The organism is Mycobacterium sp. UNC410CL29Cvi84 (assembly GCF_000686745.1).
Lineage (GTDB): Bacteria > Actinomycetota > Actinomycetes > Mycobacteriales > Mycobacteriaceae > Mycobacterium > Mycobacterium mucogenicum_B.
This window is the reverse complement of sequence record NZ_JMLM01000002.1, coordinates 280,316-296,972: the sequence shown is the minus strand read 5'-3', so window position 1 is coordinate 296,972 and position 16,657 is coordinate 280,316. Positions and strand designations below refer to the sequence as shown.

The following is a 16,657-nucleotide window of genomic DNA, read 5'->3' as shown; positions in this document are numbered from 1 at the left end:
CGACAACGGCCCCGCCCCGAAGGGCGAGGCCGCGTCCGAGCGGTACCCGTTACGACGGCGGGCGCGACACGCACTGTGCCGCGTAGAGCTGCTCGCCGAGCTTGTCCATCAGCTCCAGCTGCGTTTCCAGGTAGTCGATGTGGCCTTCCTCGTCGGCGAGGATGGCCTCGAAGATGTTGGCGCTCGTCGCGTCGCCTTTCTCGCGGCACATGATGATGCCCGGCTTCAGCCGGGTGACCACCTCGTACTCGATGGCCAGGTCGGCCTCGAACTGCTCGCGCAGGGTCTGTCCGACGCGCAGCGAGAACAACCGCTGGTAATTGGGCAGGCCGTCCAGCAGCAGAATGCGGTCGGTGAGCGTCTCCGCGTGGCGCATTTCCTCGAACGACTCTTCACGGGTGTGCTTGGCCAATTCCGTGAAGCCCCAATTGTCCTGCATTTTCGAATGCAGGAAGTATTGGTTGATCGCGGTGAGTTCACTGGTCAATTGCTCGTTGAGCAGCTTGAGGATTTCGGGGTCGCCTTGCATTTCGGCTCCTTTAACACCATCGGGGCTGGGTCAAGTGTCACGGGCGCGGAACAACGACGCGCCGGTTTCCAACCTAGTCCAGCGCCTCCCATAGGGCGACGGGATTGACCCCGCGTTTCCCATCCGATTCGGCCGCGTATCCCAGGTATCGAGATCCGGGACTTCGCCACTGGCCAGCGGCTATGGACTGGCTGCCCTAAGTAAGGTTAGACTGCACTAACCCCCGCGACGCCCGTCGCGGTCCCCGGCGAACCTATGGAATGGCAGGACCCGATGAGCGAGCAGCCGCTGCATTCGCTCATTCTTGCCGCCGATTATCGCGTCGATGATGTGGAATCGATGTGGGAGCGGCTGAAATCGCACCGCTCAATTCTCACCGAACTCTCCGCACACCACGTCGTGGTGTATTCGTCACTTTGGGAACCGGGACGGGTATTGGCCACCGTCGGCATCCGTAATGCGAATTCCGTCCGCGAAGTTCTGCGTTCGCCCGCGATATTCGAATTCTTCGACACCTCCGGCGTGGACGACATCCCCGCGGTCTTCGCCGGCGAAGTGGTCGAGAAGATCGATCTCGCCACGCCACCACCGGGCCAGCATTCGGTCGCGTCCGTCGTCGTCGGCGTCGTGACCGCGGTCGAGGACGTCCCCGCGTTGATGGACAAGGTGCACGACGCCGCCGCCCGGTTCCGGGACGCCGGCGTGTGCAAGGTCTGGGTATACCGGGCCTTCGACGACGGCCACGAGGTGCTGATCCTGCAACAGATCGAGAACGAGGCCGCCGCCCGCCGCTGGATCGATCACCCCGACGCCGCCGCCGAATGGATGTCGGCCGCCGGATTCGGCGTCTACCCAACCGTTTTCGTCGGAACCCTGGCCCACATCACGTCAATCGACGAGGCGGCCGACTGATGTTCGTCTGTCTGTGTACCGGGGTGACGAGCCAGGTCGTCACCGAACTCGTCGAGGGTGGCGCGACCACGTCGAAGCAGATCGCCGAGAAGTGCGGCGCCGGCCTCGACTGCGGCCGCTGCCGCCGCACCGTGCGGGCAATCATCGAAGCGGCCCGCACCGACTGCCCGGTCCACAAGGCGGGTTAGCGCTACCCCTTGCGCCCCACGAAGGCGGTCAGCGCGTCTGCGTTGGCGGCGCCGCCGAGCAACTCGGCGAACTGGCCCGACTCGCGCTGCGTCGCCGCGGCAATCGCCTCACGGGTCGGTTCCACCATCGCGTGCTTGACGGCCATGAGGCTCGAAAGCGGCCGCGACGCAATGATTTCCGCATGACGACGGGCCTCGGGCAACAGGTCGTCGGGCGCACACACCCGCCACACCAGACCCATGCGCAGGGCTTCCTCGGCGCTCACCCATTCCGAGGACAGCAGCAGCCAGGCGGCGTTCTGCCGGCCCATCAACCGCGGCAACAGGTATGACGACGCCGCCTCCGACGCCACGCCCAGGCTGGTGAACGGGCATTTGAGCCGCGCCGTCGTCGACATGAACGCCAGATCGGCGTAGCCGAGGATCGTGGTGCCGATACCCAGGCCGACCCCGTTCACCGCACAGATCAACGGCTTCGGAAACGCCGTCAGCGCCTCGATCAGGCCGGGAAAGCCGTACTCCCCCATCTGATATTCGGGGTTGGTGACCATCTCCTGCATTTCGACCAGGTCGTTGCCGGCGCTGAATGCCCGGCCGGCGCCGGTGAGCAGGACCACCGACACCTCCGGGTCGGCCGCGGCCTCCTTCAACGCGATCGTCGTCGCGTCGTAGAGCGCCTCGCTGAACGCGTTGAGCGCGTCGGGCCGGTTGAGGGTCAGGGTCCGGACCCGGTTGGTGTCGTCGATCTGAACGAGCGCGGCGGGGTCGGTCACAGGTTGTCTCCAAACGGGTTTCGCATGATGTAGCGGCTGGTGGGCACGGTGTCGATGCTGACGTTGGCGCCGAAGGCCGACGTGCTGGCGGCCATCTTGCCCGCGCGGTCGGCCAGGTCGGCATCGTCGGCGGCGCCGAAGAAGGCATGCAGGCTCGTGGTCGCCTCCATGGGGAACAGCTCCTCGACGATGGCGCCGAGCTGCGGGGCGTCGGGCGCCAGCGAGCGCACCACCGCGTTCTGCGTGTAACCGAACGTGGACTGGGTGTCGATGGCCACCTGCGTGTGGTCGATGTGCCAGCGACGGAACCACTCTCGCTCGTCCAGGCCGTCGGGGCGGCGCAGCAACGCGACGTTGGCAAGGCCCGTGGTGCGCTCCCCGACAACGATCGCCGGGCCGGCCATCGGGACCGACTCGGTGACCAGATATGCGGCCAGCTCGGCACATTCGGCCCGCAGCCGATCCAGCACCGCGGTCATCTGCGCGCCGTAGTACTGCTGCGTCCACACGCTGACCACCGCGACGACGGGCGGCTCGAGCGTCGTCAGCAGCATCAGCGAGTCCCGGACCGCGCCGTCCTTGACGTTGACCGCCAATCCGGGCACCCCGAGCGCCAGCAACTCCTCGGCGACCTCGGTGCGCAGCCGCTCGCACCAGGCGTCGTCGGCGGTGTCACGCCGCAGCGTGACCATGACCTTCTCCATCGAATCTCCCCGTCAGTCCCGCGCCCAGCGCGGCGTGATGAATACGCCCTCGGCCTCCACCGTGATGCCCTCGGCATCGGCGATGTGCCCGACGGCATAGGTCTTGATGCCCTCGGTCCGCACGATGCGGGCCTCGGTGTGCAGATCGCCGAGCCGTGTCATGCGCCGGTAGCGCATGGTGAGGGTGCCGGTGAGCCGCGGTTGTCCCGGCAGGCTTGCCCCCTCGCCGAGGACGTGGTCGAGGATCATCGCCGACACCCCGCCATGAACGTGGCCCGGCGGGCCTTCGTACGCGGCGCCCAGACGGAAGTCGGCCGACACGCTGCCGTCGGCAGCCCGGATGAGGACCACGGGCGGCGCGATCGGGTTTCGAACCCCGATCACCGCATTGCCCCAGGGCATTTCACTGCCCTGCGCGCCGAACCTGATGCCGAACGAACCCTCGAGCTGCTGCGCGCGGAGCTGGGCGGTGGCGGCGTCGATCTCGGCCTGCACGGCGGCGATGGCCGCGGCTCCGACCTCTGTCCGGATGGTGGCATCGATGAGCTCGCGTACGGACTGCGTGAGCGGTTCGTAGACGGCTCGCATCCGCGCCACCTCGTCGGCGCTCAGCTTCTGAATGGTGTCCTCGAGCACCCTTGAACTAGAACACGTTCTAATCAGGCTGTCGAGGGTGGGGTCCCATTGCCTGCGCGGCAACGGTTTTCGCCACGACGGCGGCGATTCCCGGCGGGCAGATCGCCGCCGTGGATCACTACGGCCGCAGCAACGGCGAAACGCAATTGCAGCAAATCCAATACGCGAACCCCGGGAACGGATTTACCGAGACCGGCGGTACACCCCTCGACTCTCGCGACGCGGCGGCGCACAGCGCGGTACGGGTCCCCAAATTAACACCTCGGCAACCCGGCCGAAACTCTTCTACCAGCTAGATAGCCCGGGGCGGTACCACATCGCCGAATCGCCGCGACGCACATTTGCCAAACATCCGCCCCTTGCGCCGGAATGCTGTACATCGTCACAGCCGCCGATTAGAGTCTCGACACAGGCGCCGCCGGTGTTCGCGTAGCAAATTTCGATGGACAACGCGGCAATGCGATCCCGGATACTGCGGGCGAGCCGGCGGGATCCGGTTGTAAAGGAGTTCAGGACGATGCGGATCGATCCGTTCGCTGGCTATCAGGTTTCACAGGTGACCGTCGTCGACTCGTATGAAGTCGTCCATGCCGGCATCGCGGCCTGGCTCCGCGACGACCACGCGCTCTGCGCGACCCCGACGTCCTACTACGCCGACACCGAGGAGTTCCTGCGACGTCACCCCGTTCCCGAAGACGACGCCCAGGTGGTCGTCCTGGGACTGAGGGCGGACGAAGCGAACAGTCTCGCCGCTGTCCGCGACCTCACCAACCGCGGCTACCACGTCGTGGTGTACTCGCATCTCACCGACCGCGACGTCATCCGCACCGCGATCGACTCGGGCGCCCGGACCTACCTGATGCAGACCGCAGGACGGGAGCACCTGCTCAAGGCCATCCGGGCCGCCGTCACCCCGTTCCCCTACGTGGGCCCGAACGTGGCAGCCGCTCTCGACGACCGGGACTTCTGCCTGCGCCCGGTACTGGCACCACGGGAGCAGGAGGTACTGCTGGCGTGGTTCCGGACGGACAGCAAGGAACTCGTCGCCCAGCAGCTGTTCCTGGCGCCCAGTACCGTGCGCACCCATCTGCAGCGCATCCGGGCCAAATACATCGCCGCCGGCCGCCCGGCCGGCACCAAAGCCGCGCTGGTCGCGCGCGCCATCCAGGATCGGATCATCAGTATCGACGATCTGTGACTCCGTAAACTCCGTGCCATGACCGTCACCGCCGATGATCTGCGCCACCTGAACCGCTGCGTCGAGCTGGCCCGTGAGGCGCTGGAGGACGGCGACCAACCGTTCGGCTCGCTCCTGGTGGACGCCGACGGTGTCGTGGTCTTCGAAGACCGAAACCGGGTGTCCGGCGGAGACCAGACCCAGCACCCCGAATTCGCCATCGCCCGTTGGGCGGCAACCAATCTCGATCCCGCTCAGCGCGCCGCAGCGGTGACCTACACCTCCGGTGAACATTGCCCGATGTGCTCGGCCGCGCACGCCTGGGTGGGCCTGGGCCGCATCGTCTACGCGACGTCGTCGGCGCAACTGGTCGGCTGGCTCGGCGAGTGGGGCGCCGCGCCCGCCCCCGTTGCGGCGCTGCCCATCTCGGCCGTCGCGCCCGGCGTGCCGGTCGACGGCCCCGTCGCGGAACTCGCCGGCACCATGAAGGGGTTGTACGAAGCGTGCTTCCGGCCGTGAGCGCCGTTCCGAGTCTCAACTGTTAGCCAACTGCTATGTCTCTCTTCGGCATCGGTCCATGGAACCTCGGCGTCCTGGTGCTTCACTTGTAATCACGGGAGCCTGCCGTTACCCCCGAGACGGCAGGCTCCCGCTTTTGGCGGCCACTCAGGATCACCACATACTGTCGTCGCCGTGAGCCAGGCACAGTCCATGAGACCGATCATCCGCGGCGTCCTGCTGGACATCGCTCCGCCACTGATCGCGTACTACGGACTGCGGGCCGCGGGCGTCTCCGAATATGTGGCCCTGCTCACCGCCACGGTGTTGGCCGGCGGCAAGGTCGCCTACGACGCGATCAGCGCTCGCCGTCTCGACCCGTTCGCGGGCTTTCTCATGCTCAACTTCGGGCTGAGCCTGGCCGTCGGCGTCAGCACGTCGGATCCGCGAATGCTGCTGGCGGGCAACACGTTGGTGGGCGGCCTCGGCGGCCTGATCTTCCTCGGCAGCTGCGTGGTCGGCACGCCGCTCACCCAGGTCGTGTCGGAGCGCGTTCAGACCGGAGAACAGGACACCAGCCCGGCCGCGGTCGCCTACCGGCGGCGGGTGCACATTCTGCTCTCAGCGATGTGGGGCGTCGGGTTGCTCCTCGGCAGCGCACTCCATCTGGCGGTCATCTTCTCCATGTCGGTCGACGCTGCCAACGCCCTGACCTCGGTGTTGTCGCTTGCCACCACCGGCCTGCTGATGACGGCGACGTTCGTGGTCGGCAGGCGGGCCGCGGCACGCTGGGAACAGCGCGGTCAGCGCGAGCCGAGGAGCGCGGAACAAATCGAGACCCCCAAAGGTTGAGCGCAGGAGATTCAACTTTGGAGGTACGGATGTCTGACGCCACAACAGCGCCCATCGCTGTTCCCGTCCTGTTTGTCACCGAGCCGATCGTCCTGCCGGGCATGGTCGTGCCCATCGAACTCGATGAGGCCGCACGTGCCGCGGTCGACGCGGCCCAGGCCGCCGCAGCCGCCGGCGAGGCCGGGACGCTGCTCATCGCGCCCCGCCTCGACGACCGCTACCCCACCCACGGCGTCCTGGCGTCGATCGTCCAGGTCGGCCGCGTGCCCAGTGGCGGAACCGCCGCCGTCGTCCGCGGTGAGCGGCGCGCACACATCGGGTCCGGCACATCCGGCCCGGGCAGTGCGCTGTGGGTCCTGGTCGACGAGATCGCCGAGACCGAGGCGACCGAGGAAACCCGCACCCTGGCAGCCGAATACAAGAAGCTGCTGCTGGCCATCCTGCAGCGCCGGGAGGCGTGGCAGATCGTCGACGCGGTCAACCAGATCAGTCAGCCGTCGGCACTCGCCGACACCGCGGGCTACGCGTCCTACCTGACCGACGTGCAGAAGCGCGAGCTGCTGGAGACCTCAGATGTGAGTCGTCGCCTCCGCCGGCTGATCGAGTGGACGGGCGAGCACCTGGCCGAGGTCGAGGTGAACGACAAGATCGCCGAGGACGTCCGCGCCGGAATGGACAAGCGGCAGAAGGAATTCCTGCTGCGCCAGCAACTGGACGCCATCCGCAAGGAACTGGGTGAGCTGGACGGTAGCACCGGGGCCGAGGAGCCCGCGGACTACCGGACCCGCATCGAGGCGGCCGATCTACCTGAGAAAGTGCGGGAGGCGGCGCTGCGCGAGGTCGGCAAGCTGGAACGGTCCAGCGAGCAGACCCCCGAGGGCGGCTGGATCCGGACCTGGCTGGACACCGTGCTGGAGCTCCCGTGGAACGAGCGCACCGAGGATTCGACGGATCTGAAGGCCGCCAGGGAGATCCTGGACGCCGATCACCACGGGCTGGACGACGTGAAGGATCGCATCGTCGAGTACCTGGCGGTGCGGGCCCGCCGCGCCCAGCGCGGTATGGCGGTCGTCGGCGGCCGCGGCTCCGGCGCCGTCATGGTGCTGGCCGGGCCTCCCGGCGTCGGTAAGACGTCGCTGGGCGAGTCGGTGGCGCGTGCGCTGGGTCGCAAGTTCGTCCGCGTCGCACTGGGCGGTGTGCGCGACGAGGCGGAGATCCGCGGACACCGGCGCACCTACGTCGGTGCGCTGCCGGGCCGCGTCGTGCGTGCCATCGGTGAGGCCGGTTCCATGAATCCGGTTGTGCTGCTCGACGAGATCGACAAGGTGGGCTCGGACTACCGCGGCGATCCGGCGGCGGCGCTGCTGGAGGTCCTGGACCCGGCGCAGAACCACACGTTCCGCGACCACTACCTGGACCTGGATCTGGACCTGTCCGATGTGGTGTTCCTGGCGACGGCCAACGTCATCGAGAACATCCCCAGCGCCCTGCTGGACCGCATGGAACTGATCACGCTCGACGGCTACACCGAGGACGACAAGGTCGCCATCGCGCGGGACTACCTGCTGCCCCGGCAGGCCGAACGGGCGGCGTTGACCACCGACGAGGTGACGGTGACGGACGCGGCGCTGCGCAAGATCGCCGCGGACTACACCCGCGAACCGGGCATGCGGCAGTTCGAGCGACTACTGGCGAAGGCGCTGCGGAAGGTGACGACCAAGCTGGCCACCGGCGTCGAGTCGGTCACCGTGGATGAACCGGATCTGGTCGATTACCTGGGCCGTCCGCGGTTCATGCCGGAGTCTGCGGAGCGCACCGCGGTGCCGGGCGTGGCGACCGGCCTGGCCGTCACGGGTATGGGCGGCGATGTGCTCTACATCGAGGCCGGATCCAACGACGGTGAACCGGGTCTGCAATTGACCGGTCAGCTGGGCGACGTGATGAAGGAATCGGCGCAGATCGCGCTGTCGTACGTGCGGTCGCACGCGGCGGAGCTGGGCGTCGATCCGAAGGCACTGGATCGCCGCATCCACGTCCACGTGCCCGCGGGCGCGGTGCCCAAGGACGGTCCGTCCGCGGGTGTGACGATGGTGACCGCGCTGGTCTCCATGGCCACCGGACGGCACGTGCGTTCCGACGTCGGGATGACGGGCGAGGTCACGCTGAACGGGCGCGTGCTGCCCATCGGCGGGGTCAAGCAGAAGCTGATGGCGGCCCAACGTGCCGGGCTGACAACGGTTTTCATCCCGTCACGCAACGAGCCGGATCTGGACGAGGTCCCGGCAGAGGTCCTGGACGCACTCGATGTGCGGCCCATGACCGACGTCGCCGACATCATCGCCCAGGCGCTGGAGCCGGCCGCTGAGGCCGTGACCAACGCCGCCTGACAACCGAATACCGCGAGCAGACGCAGAACTGTCGTTTTCGATCGAGATTCGACAGTTTTGTGTCTGCTCGCGGATAGAACTGGACCCTCAGGCGATGTCGGCCGACGGTGGTTCGTCGGCCAGGTGGATCGCGCGATGCTCGATGAGCTCGTGGATGCGGTCGGGCCCGAGCCGGGCCCGGAAATCCTTGACGGTGTAGCCGACGACCACGCCGTCGGTGAGGGCGCGCACCGTCGCGGTGCGCGGAATCCCGAACAGCGGCCCGATCTCGCCGAAGTACTCGCCGGGGCCGGCGGTGAACAGCAGCATCGTCTCGCCGTCGGGCATCTCGCGGGTGATCTCGAACCGGCCTTCCCGCACGACATAGATCAGGTCACCGATCGTCGTCTGCTCGAACACCAGATCTCCGGCTTCGAGCTCGAAGACCTCGGGCTCACGCTCGGTGCTGGCGACGGTCGGGACCAGTTCGACGACCCGGTCCGCCAGCGGCAGCATGCGGCTGTCATGCGTGGCGACCACCACGACGCGGTCGTCGGCGAGTTCCCGGATGAGCCGCAGCACCTCTTCGACCTGGATGAAGTCGAGGTGCGCCGTGGGCTCGTCGGCCAGGATCAGCGGCGGGTCCAGCGCGATGGCCCGCGCCACCGCGACGCGCTGCTGCTGACCGCCCGACATGTCGCCGGGGCGGTGCGTCATGCGGTGTGACAGACCGACGCGGTCGAGCAGTTCGGCGGCACGCTGTCGGGCCGCGCCGCGGCTCATGCCGGCGGCCCGCATCGGCACCATGACGTTCTCGGCGGCGGTGAGGCTGGGCACGAGGTTGAACGCCTGGAACACGATGCCGACGGTGTTGCGGCGATAGTCGGTCAGCGCCTTGGGCCCGAGTGTGGTCACGTCGATACCGTCGAACAGAATCTGGCCCGATGTCGGTTTGAGGATGCCGCCGATGCACGACAGCAACGTCGTCTTCCCACAACCGCTGGGCCCCAACAGGATCGCGAGCGACCCCGCCGACAGCTCGAGCTGGAAATTGTCGATGGGCCGGATCTTGTCGGCGGACTTGCCGTATTCCACCACCAGGTCACGAATCTGTAAGTCGCTCATGGTCTATGGCCCCCCGAATGCCATCGCTGGATCTATCGTCACCGCTCTACGCATGCCCGCCAGACTGGCGATCAGCCCGATGGTGATGGCCACCACCGGCAGCAGCAGGTAGGCCCCGGCCGGGACGTCCACCCGCATCGGAAACATCGGCCCGAGCACCATCGCCAGCAGCACACCGATCGCCGCGGAGCACACGGCGATGAACACGGCCTGCAACGCCAGCCCGGCCATCATCGATTTCGTCTTCACCCCAACGGCTTTGAACACCGCGAAGTCGCGGGTGCGTTCCATCGCCGACATGTAGATGAACATTCCGATGATCGTCGCGGCCACCACCCACAGCAGAACGGCCATGATGCTGATGGCGTCCACCGCGACTTTCAACGGCCGCATCATGTCGTCGATGGCACCGTGGCGGTCCACCAGCCGGTAGCCGTCGAGCGCCTTGGTGGGGTTACCCCGGATGCCCACGGACGCGATGACGGGCTGCCCGCCGTACACCAGGCGCTGCGCGCCCACCGTCGTCAGGAACAGGTTGGGCTGCTGCGCCAGCACGGTGGAGTTGTTGACGATCCCCACCACCTGGAGCGTGTGCGAGGCGATGTGCATCTGATCGCCGATCTTGCGGCCCAGCGTCGACGACACCGCGATCTCGTCGGGTGTGGCGGGCGGGCGACCTTGCGACATCGCCGGCATACCCGGCCCGGCAGTCGGGGCGCCGAACAGGTTCATGGTCCGCGGCGTCCCGTTGTCGAGTGCCGTCGTGCCCGCATAGACCACCGCGGCGGCGGCCTGCACGCCCGGAAGCTTTTGCGCGCGTTCGACTTCGGTCTGCGCGAACGGCGACGATCCCAGGAACGGACCGGCCGCCCCGTTCTGGATCATGAAGTAGTCGATGCCCAGCGAGTTGACGGTATTGCTGGCCTCCACCCGGAATCCGTTGGCCAGCCCGGTGAGCACCAGTGTCATGGCGAAGACGAACGAAGTGCCGACCACCGCGATGAGAAATCGGCGGCGCCGCCACTGCAGGTCCCGTAACGCCGCGATCAGCACGTGTGGAATCTAACGTGTTCGCTGACCGTGCAGCGGCAAGATAGCCAAAGCCGACGGGTGATTGGTGCAGACTGACCACATGGCCTATGACGAGGATCTGGCCAACCGGATCCGAGAGCTGCTCGGCCCGGTCGGCGGCATCGAGGAAAAGCGGATGTTCGGCGGGCTGGCGTTCCTGCTGAACGGCCACATGTCGGTGGCCGCGAGCCACGACCGTGGCCTGTTGGTCCGGGTCGCACCCGACGATACCGAGAAGTTGCTGGGGCGCCGGCACGTCGAACTGATGGTGATGGGCGGCCGCGAGATGCGGGGTTGGCTGCGCGTGGCGCCCGACGGCCTGAAAACCAAACGCCAGCTGCAGGCCTGGGTCGACCGGGGCGTCGACTACGCGGGCACCCTGCCGCCCAAGTAGCGTTTGCGCACCGCGCCGTTGGGTATGCGGGGGTTATGGCACGGGATCGACAGATCGTCGCGCGGTTGCTCGACGCAGCCGGTACCACGTATGCCGAAGAAGCCGGGATAACCCTCCGCGACAAGCCGATGCCCCTGTTCAAGCTGCTGTCGCTGTGCATGCTCGCGAGCAAGCCCATCGCCGCGGAAACCGCGGTCGCCGCGGCGCGAGAATTGTTCCGCGCCGGGCTCCGTACCCCCGCCGCGGTGCTCGACGCCGACCGCAGCCAGATGATCAGAGCGTTCGGACGCGCCGGCTACGCCAGATATGACGAGAGCTCGGCGACCCGGATGACCCGCATCGCGGCCCGGGTCAACGACGAGTACGGCGGCGACCTGCGCAACCTGCGGATCAGGGCCCGCCACGACGTGAGGGCGGCAGGCAAGGCCCTGCAGGGCTTCGACGGTATCGGCCGCACGGGCGCCGACATCTTCCTGCGCGAGATCCAGGACGTCTGGACCTGGGCGCAACCATATTTCGACGATCGTGCGCTCGCCACGGCGAAGGACCTGGGCCTGCCGACCGATGCCCGGAAGCTCAGCAGCCTGGCCCCGAACCGCAACGCCCGGCTGGCGGCCGCGCTCGTGCGGGCTTCGCTCGACGACACCGTCCGCGAACGCATCGAAACCTAGCTCCGCAAGCAGCAATTCAGATCGATGAAGGGAATCTCGAATGGCCGGCTCACCCACTTTTGTGATCATCGGCGGCGGGCTGGCGGGCGCCAAAGCCGCGGAAGCCCTGCGCAGCAAGGATTTTGACGGGCAGGTGATGCTGTTCGGTGCCGAAGACCGGCTACCCTACGAACGTCCCCCGCTGTCCAAGGAATTCATGGTCGGCAAGAAGACCGTCGAAGAATTCACCGTGCAGCCGAAGAGCTGGTACGCCGAGCACGACGTCGACCTGAAGCTCGGCACCGAGATCACCACGCTGGATCGCACCGCGCACATGGTGGCGTTCAACGACGGCGACCACGAGCACTACGACAAGTTGTTGCTGGCCACCGGATCCCGCGCCCGCAAGCCTCCGATCCCGGGATCCGACGCCGACGGCGTGTACTACCTGCGGACCATCGACGACGCGACCGAACTGTTGTCTCAACTCACCGAAGGCCGGCGGCTGGCGATCGTCGGAGCCGGCTGGATCGGCCTCGAGGTCGCGGCCAGCGCCCGTGGACTGGGCGCCGACGTCACGGTCGTGGAGACCGCGGCGCTACCGCTGCAGGCCTCCCTGGGCCGGGAAGCCGGTGAGGTGTTCGTCGGTCTGCACCGCGACCACGGCGTCGATCTCCGGTTGGGCACCACAGTCGACGAGATCACCACCGCTGACCACAAGGCGACGGGCCTGAGACTCGGCGACGGAGCCACCGTCGAGGCGGATGCGGTACTGATCGCGGTGGGCGCCAAGCCGAATGTCGAGTTCGCGGAACGCTCTGGACTGGTGATCGCCGACGGTGGCGTCGCCGTCGACGAATCCCTCAAGAGCAGCGATGACGACATCTTTGCCGTCGGCGACATCGCGGCGGCCGAGCATCCGCTGTTCGGGGTTCCAATCCGTACCGAGCACTGGGCCAACGCCCTCAAGCAGCCGGCGGTGGCCGTGGACGGAATGCTCGGCACGGCAGCCACTTACGACGAATTGCCCTACTTCTTCACCGACCAGTTCGACCTCGGCATGGAATACGTCGGATACGCGCCGCATTATCAGATGGCCATCACGCGTGGCGATCTCGGCACGCGCGAGTTCACCATGTTCTGGCTCGACGGCGGACATCGCGTGCTGGCCGGCATGAACGTCAACATCTGGGAAGGACTCGACGACATCAAGAACCTCATCCGGTCTCGGCGACCGGTCGACGTCGGAGCGCTCGCCGATCCGTCGGTTTCGTTGTCCACGTTGGCCGGATAGCGCGTCGCCGTTTTTGTCGTACCCCTCTGCTTTGATGGTGTCATGTCCAGCACCGCAACGGCTTTCGATGTTGAGCCGTCGCCGTGCGAGCGGATGGATGCGTTCTTCGCCGAGATCAGTGAGCTGACCGGGCAGCGCAATGCGATCGACGCGCGGCTGGTGGAGATCGCGGCCGAGATGGACCGTGACGGGCTCTGGGGTGCCACCGGCGCCCGGTCGATGGTGTCGTTGATGGCGTGGAAAACCGGTGTGTCACCGCGTAATGCGGAAGTCATGGTGGCGGTGGCGCACCGTCTGGAGGAATTTCCACGCTGCGCTGAGGCGATGCGCGCGGGCCGGTTGTCGCTTGACCAGGTCGGGGTGGTGGCCGAACACGCGGCCGACGGTTCTGACGAGCACTACGCCCAGTTCGCCGAAAGCGCCACCGTCACCCAGCTGCGCACGGCGGTGAAGCTGGAACCGCGCCCGGATCCCGAGCCCGATTCGAAGCCCGAACCCGAGCGGTCGATCTCCAAGACCAGCCACGACGACGGCTCGGTCACCTACAAAATCCGGTTGCCGAAACTGGAGGCGGCGAAGGTCGATGCCGCGCTGGCGTCGCATCAGGATGCGTTGGTCGCGGACTGGAAACGCGACCACGACGCCGAAGGAGCTGTGTCGGAGGTGGCTCCACCGTTCCCGAACGGTGTGGACGCTTTCATGAGCGTGGTCGAATCCGGCTGGGACGCCGACGTGGAACGTCGCCCGCATGGTCAGCACACCACCGTCGTCGTGCACGTGAACCTCGAACAGCGCACGGCCGCACTGCATGTGGGGTCGGTGCTGACCGATGAGGAACGTCGACTGCTGTTGTGCGATGCCACCTGCGAGGTGTGGTTGGAGCGGCACGGTCAGCCGATCGGCGCCGGACGGTCGACGCGCACCATCAGCCGCCGCCTGCGCCGCGCGCTGGAGCATCGCGACCACTGCTGCCGCGTCCCCGGGTGCGGGGCCACCCGCGGCTTGCACGCCCACCACATCATCCACTGGGAGAACGGCGGGGCAACCGAACTGCACAACCTGGTGCTGGTGTGCCCGTACCACCACCGCTTGCACCACAGAGGCATCATCACCATCACCGGACCGGCCGACCGGCTGGTCGTCACCGAAGCCGCAGGCCGCCAACTCGACGGTGGATCCCTCGCGCGACCACCCACCACAGCCCGTCCGGATGTTCCGCCGTGCCCCGGACCCACCGGGGAGCGCGCTCAATGGTGGTGGTACCAACCCTTCGAACCACCACCAACACCGTCGACCAACTAGACGCACCATCCGCGGCACCTAGCATCGGTAAATCGGTGAGGATCGAGACCTCACAAATGCCGGCGACGGAGCGTCTACTGGGTGTGAAAGACAAACCGCCATTCGAGACCGTGGTGCGCGACCACGGCCCCACGGTCTTTCGGGTCTGTTGCGCCATCGTCGGTACACACGACGCCGACGACGCCTGGTCAGAGACGTTCCTGGCGGCCCTCAAGGCCTATCCCGATCTGCCGATCGACGCGAATTTCGAGGCATGGCTCGTGACCATCGCGCACCACAAGGCCATCGATATCACCAGAACCCGGACACGCCAGCCGATTCCCACCGACGTCGTACCCGAGCCGGCACGTCCCGGCGACGTCCGCGACTTCGACGATCTGGCGGCCGCCGTCGACGGGCTGCCACCCAAACAGAAGCACGCTGTGGCGTACCACTACCTCGCGGGCCTGCCCTACAACGAGATCGCCGAGATTCTCGGCGGCACCGCCGCGGCCGCACGCCGCGCCGCCAGCGACGGCATCGCCACGCTACGACGTACCTACCGCGGTGAACTTGTCGAGATCACCGCGCCGCTGCAGACCGCAGGAGGGAGCCCGCAATGATCAACGGCGAAATCATCACCAACGACCTGACGCGCATCACCGACATCGGCCCGGACCGGCTCGTCGAACTGCACAATCGGCTGGCCGCCGCCGCCCAGCGCGACGGGGTGCTCGACGTCGCGTACCGCATCGTCGACAGTCCCGTCGGTCCGCTGCTGCTGGCGGCCACCGACCAGGGCCTGATCCGTGTCGCCTACGCCATCGAAGACCACGACGCCGTGCTGCAGCAGCTTGCCGACAAGGTGAGCCCGCGCATCCTGCGGGCCCCGGCCCGGCTCGACGCGGTCGCCCGTGAACTCGACGAGTACTTCACCCGGACCCGCCGAACCTTCGATGTACCGCTGGATTGGCGGCTGTCCGCCGGATTCCGAGCCGCGGTGCTGCATCACCTTCCGGAGATCGGCTACGGGCAGACGGCCAGCTATGCCACTGTCGCCGCGCTGGCCGGCAGCCCCAAGGCGGTCCGCGCTGTCGGCACAGCATGCGCGAAAAACCCACTGCCCGTTGTAGTTCCGTGCCACCGGGTGGTTCGCAGCGACGGTGCGATGGGCGGCTACCTCGGTGGTCCGGAAGCCAAGCGTCTCCTGCTGGAGCTGGAGGCCGCAGCATGAGCGTCTGGCAGCAGCGCGTCGCCGCCACCGACTGGGGAGCCGTCCGCACCGAGCTCGAGACGGTCGGCGGCGCGCTGACCGGACCTCTCGTCACGGCTGCCGAGGCCGCCGAGCTGGCGGCGATCTACCCCGATACGAACCGATTCCGGTCGACCATCGACATGGCCCGCTACCGGTTCGGCGAAGGCCAGTACCGCTACTTCCACCGGCCCTACCCCGAGATCGTCACCGAGCTCAAGTACGCGCTGTACCCGCAGCTGCTGCCGATCGCCCGGGACTGGTGGACGAGGCTGCGACGCGAGCCGCCGTGGCCCGACAGTTTCGACGACTGGCTGGACACCTGCCACCGGGCCGGGCAGACGCGAACCACCGCGCTGCTGCTCAAGTACGGCGCCGGCGGCTGGTGCGCCCTGCACCAGGATCTGTACGGGGACTTGGTCTTTCCGCTGCAGGTCGTCATCAACCTGACGCGCCCGGAGGTCGACTACACCGGCGGCGAATTCCTGCTGTACGAGCAGCGGCCGCGCGCGCAGTCGCGCGGCTCGGCCATCTCCATCCCGTTCGGGCACGGGCTGGTCATCACCACGCGCGAACGGCCGGTGGCATCGAAACGCGGGTGGGCCGTCGGCCCTGTGCGCCATGGCGTTTCGACCCTGCGCTCGGGAAACCGGATGACGCTCGGCCTGATCTTCCACGACGCCGCATGACGACGTACACACTCGTCGATGCCGACGGCCGCCCCTATGCCAGCGCGACACCGGGGCGCTTGGGTGGCCATCGGGGTAACAAGCTGTACGGCAGGCTGGACTGCCCATCGGCGCTGCGCGCCATCGCCAAGGGCGGCTACGTGACCCATCGGGTGTTCTTCGCCGACGAAATCACTGCCACCGCTGCGGGATACCGCCCCTGCGCGCTGTGTCTGCCCGAGGGGTACCGACAGTGGAAGGACGGGCACTGATACGCGCCCGGGATG

The 16,657-nt window shown here is 67.4% G+C and carries 20 protein-coding genes; 14 read left to right on the top strand and 6 right to left on the bottom strand.

The annotated features are described in order from the left end of the window. Positions 1-49: 49 nt before the first annotated feature. Positions 50-529: a bacterioferritin gene (gene bfr / locus BR47_RS0105070; protein WP_020100210.1), complete on the bottom strand. Its 480-nt coding sequence runs from the start codon at positions 527-529 to the stop codon at positions 50-52. A 273-nt stretch (positions 530-802) separates the two neighbouring features. Between bfr and BR47_RS0105065 the strand changes: the two genes are divergently transcribed. Both BR47_RS0105065 and BR47_RS0105060 read left to right on the top strand, forming a co-directional pair. Next, positions 803-1,441 (top strand): hypothetical protein, encoded by a 639-nt coding sequence (locus tag BR47_RS0105065; RefSeq protein ID WP_029104922.1) that lies wholly within the window; start codon positions 803-805, stop codon positions 1,439-1,441. Beyond that, positions 1,441-1,629 carry a (2Fe-2S)-binding protein gene (locus BR47_RS0105060; RefSeq protein WP_020100208.1) on the top strand — a complete coding sequence of 63 codons (189 nt, stop codon included), beginning with the start codon at positions 1,441-1,443 and terminating at the stop codon, positions 1,627-1,629. The genes BR47_RS0105065 and BR47_RS0105060 overlap by 1 nt, the downstream gene beginning before the upstream one ends. 2 nt (positions 1,630-1,631) lie before the next feature. Here BR47_RS0105060 and BR47_RS0105055 read toward each other — a convergent pair whose 3' ends face one another. From BR47_RS0105055 to BR47_RS0105045, 3 genes are read right to left on the bottom strand one after another with little or no spacing between them, the layout of a single operon-like run. Continuing rightward, a complete protein-coding gene (locus BR47_RS0105055) occupies positions 1,632-2,402 on the bottom strand; it encodes an enoyl-CoA hydratase/isomerase family protein (protein ID WP_029118798.1) in 771 nt (256 codons plus the stop codon). Then, on the bottom strand, positions 2,399-3,106 hold the full coding sequence (locus tag BR47_RS0105050; RefSeq protein WP_029118797.1) for an EthD domain-containing protein: 708 nt from the start codon (positions 3,104-3,106) through the stop codon (positions 2,399-2,401). The genes BR47_RS0105055 and BR47_RS0105050 overlap by 4 nt, the downstream gene beginning before the upstream one ends. A gap of 12 nt (positions 3,107-3,118) precedes the next feature. Continuing rightward, positions 3,119-3,742, bottom strand: coding sequence for a PaaI family thioesterase (locus BR47_RS0105045; RefSeq protein WP_029118796.1), 624 nt, complete (start codon positions 3,740-3,742; stop codon positions 3,119-3,121). A gap of 517 nt (positions 3,743-4,259) precedes the next feature. Here BR47_RS0105045 and BR47_RS0105040 point away from each other — a divergent pair. The 4 genes from BR47_RS0105040 to lon all read left to right on the top strand — a co-directional run bounded on the left by BR47_RS0105040 (position 4,260) and on the right by lon (position 8,656). Beyond that, positions 4,260-4,940, top strand: a complete 681-nt coding sequence (locus tag BR47_RS0105040; RefSeq protein WP_051634619.1) for a LuxR C-terminal-related transcriptional regulator — start codon at positions 4,260-4,262, stop codon at positions 4,938-4,940. An 18-nt stretch (positions 4,941-4,958) separates the two neighbouring features. Further along, positions 4,959-5,438 carry a nucleoside deaminase gene (locus BR47_RS0105035; protein WP_020100203.1) on the top strand — a complete coding sequence of 160 codons (480 nt, stop codon included), beginning with the start codon at positions 4,959-4,961 and terminating at the stop codon, positions 5,436-5,438. 174 nt (positions 5,439-5,612) lie between these two features. Continuing rightward, positions 5,613-6,269, top strand: a complete 657-nt coding sequence (locus tag BR47_RS0105030) for a VC0807 family protein (RefSeq protein ID WP_231506654.1) — start codon at positions 5,613-5,615, stop codon at positions 6,267-6,269. Positions 6,270-6,298: 29 nt separating this feature from the next. Next, positions 6,299-8,656 carry an endopeptidase La gene (gene lon, locus BR47_RS0105025; RefSeq protein ID WP_029118793.1) on the top strand — a complete coding sequence of 786 codons (2,358 nt, stop codon included), beginning with the start codon at positions 6,299-6,301 and terminating at the stop codon, positions 8,654-8,656. Between the two features lie 87 nt (positions 8,657-8,743). On the opposite strand, the gene BR47_RS0105020 is transcribed toward lon, so the two are convergent. Both BR47_RS0105020 and BR47_RS0105015 read right to left on the bottom strand, forming a co-directional pair. Beyond that, positions 8,744-9,760, bottom strand: a complete 1,017-nt coding sequence (locus BR47_RS0105020; RefSeq protein WP_020100200.1) for an ABC transporter ATP-binding protein — start codon at positions 9,758-9,760, stop codon at positions 8,744-8,746. Between the two features lie 3 nt (positions 9,761-9,763). Beyond that, on the bottom strand, positions 9,764-10,813 hold the full coding sequence (locus tag BR47_RS0105015) for an ABC transporter permease (protein ID WP_029118792.1): 1,050 nt from the start codon (positions 10,811-10,813) through the stop codon (positions 9,764-9,766). Between the two features lie 79 nt (positions 10,814-10,892). On the opposite strand from BR47_RS0105015, the gene BR47_RS0105010 reads away from it, so the two are divergent. From BR47_RS0105010 to BR47_RS0104975, 8 genes are read left to right on the top strand one after another with little or no spacing between them, the layout of a single operon-like run. Beyond that, positions 10,893-11,225: a TfoX/Sxy family protein gene (locus BR47_RS0105010; protein ID WP_020100198.1), complete on the top strand. Its 333-nt coding sequence runs from the start codon at positions 10,893-10,895 to the stop codon at positions 11,223-11,225. 35 nt (positions 11,226-11,260) lie between these two features. After that, positions 11,261-11,896, top strand: coding sequence for an HhH-GDP family DNA glycosylase (locus BR47_RS0105005; protein ID WP_029118791.1), 636 nt, complete (start codon positions 11,261-11,263; stop codon positions 11,894-11,896). A 40-nt stretch (positions 11,897-11,936) separates the two neighbouring features. After that, on the top strand, positions 11,937-13,169 hold the full coding sequence (locus BR47_RS0105000) for an NAD(P)/FAD-dependent oxidoreductase (protein ID WP_029118790.1): 1,233 nt from the start codon (positions 11,937-11,939) through the stop codon (positions 13,167-13,169). A gap of 42 nt (positions 13,170-13,211) precedes the next feature. Continuing rightward, positions 13,212-14,471 carry an HNH endonuclease signature motif containing protein gene (locus BR47_RS0104995; RefSeq protein WP_029118789.1) on the top strand — a complete coding sequence of 420 codons (1,260 nt, stop codon included), beginning with the start codon at positions 13,212-13,214 and terminating at the stop codon, positions 14,469-14,471. A 56-nt stretch (positions 14,472-14,527) separates the two neighbouring features. Beyond that, positions 14,528-15,073: an RNA polymerase sigma factor gene (locus BR47_RS0104990; protein WP_020100194.1), complete on the top strand. Its 546-nt coding sequence runs from the start codon at positions 14,528-14,530 to the stop codon at positions 15,071-15,073. Beyond that, positions 15,070-15,684, top strand: a complete 615-nt coding sequence (locus BR47_RS0104985; protein ID WP_090562475.1) for a methylated-DNA--[protein]-cysteine S-methyltransferase — start codon at positions 15,070-15,072, stop codon at positions 15,682-15,684. Before BR47_RS0104990 ends, BR47_RS0104985 begins: the two co-directional genes overlap by 4 nt. Beyond that, on the top strand, positions 15,681-16,391 hold the full coding sequence (locus BR47_RS0104980; protein ID WP_020100192.1) for a 2OG-Fe(II) oxygenase: 711 nt from the start codon (positions 15,681-15,683) through the stop codon (positions 16,389-16,391). The genes BR47_RS0104985 and BR47_RS0104980 overlap by 4 nt, the downstream gene beginning before the upstream one ends. Beyond that, positions 16,388-16,642, top strand: coding sequence for an Ada metal-binding domain-containing protein (locus BR47_RS0104975; RefSeq protein ID WP_020100191.1), 255 nt, complete (start codon positions 16,388-16,390; stop codon positions 16,640-16,642). Before BR47_RS0104980 ends, BR47_RS0104975 begins: the two co-directional genes overlap by 4 nt. Positions 16,643-16,657 lie beyond the last annotated feature (15 nt).

Bases quoted from the DNA above. Each gene is read 5' to 3' on its own strand.
- bfr (WP_020100210.1), bottom strand. From the start codon at position 529: ATGCAAGGCGACCCCGAAATCCTCAAGCTGCTCAACGAGCAATTGACC.
- BR47_RS0105065 (WP_029104922.1), top strand. From the start codon at position 803: ATGAGCGAGCAGCCGCTGCATTCGCTCATTCTTGCCGCCGATTATCGC.
- BR47_RS0105060 (WP_020100208.1), top strand. From the start codon at position 1,441: ATGTTCGTCTGTCTGTGTACCGGGGTGACGAGCCAGGTCGTCACCGAA.
- BR47_RS0105050 (WP_029118797.1), bottom strand. From the start codon at position 3,106: ATGGAGAAGGTCATGGTCACGCTGCGGCGTGACACCGCCGACGACGCC.
- BR47_RS0105040 (WP_051634619.1), top strand. From the start codon at position 4,260: ATGCGGATCGATCCGTTCGCTGGCTATCAGGTTTCACAGGTGACCGTC.
- BR47_RS0105035 (WP_020100203.1), top strand. From the start codon at position 4,959: ATGACCGTCACCGCCGATGATCTGCGCCACCTGAACCGCTGCGTCGAG.
- lon (WP_029118793.1), top strand. From the start codon at position 6,299: ATGTCTGACGCCACAACAGCGCCCATCGCTGTTCCCGTCCTGTTTGTC.
- BR47_RS0105020 (WP_020100200.1), bottom strand. From the start codon at position 9,760: ATGAGCGACTTACAGATTCGTGACCTGGTGGTGGAATACGGCAAGTCC.
- BR47_RS0105010 (WP_020100198.1), top strand. From the start codon at position 10,893: ATGGCCTATGACGAGGATCTGGCCAACCGGATCCGAGAGCTGCTCGGC.
- BR47_RS0105005 (WP_029118791.1), top strand. From the start codon at position 11,261: ATGGCACGGGATCGACAGATCGTCGCGCGGTTGCTCGACGCAGCCGGT.
- BR47_RS0105000 (WP_029118790.1), top strand. From the start codon at position 11,937: ATGGCCGGCTCACCCACTTTTGTGATCATCGGCGGCGGGCTGGCGGGC.
- BR47_RS0104995 (WP_029118789.1), top strand. From the start codon at position 13,212: ATGTCCAGCACCGCAACGGCTTTCGATGTTGAGCCGTCGCCGTGCGAG.
- BR47_RS0104990 (WP_020100194.1), top strand. From the start codon at position 14,528: ATGCCGGCGACGGAGCGTCTACTGGGTGTGAAAGACAAACCGCCATTC.
- BR47_RS0104985 (WP_090562475.1), top strand. From the start codon at position 15,070: ATGATCAACGGCGAAATCATCACCAACGACCTGACGCGCATCACCGAC.
- BR47_RS0104980 (WP_020100192.1), top strand. From the start codon at position 15,681: ATGAGCGTCTGGCAGCAGCGCGTCGCCGCCACCGACTGGGGAGCCGTC.
- BR47_RS0104975 (WP_020100191.1), top strand. From the start codon at position 16,388: ATGACGACGTACACACTCGTCGATGCCGACGGCCGCCCCTATGCCAGC.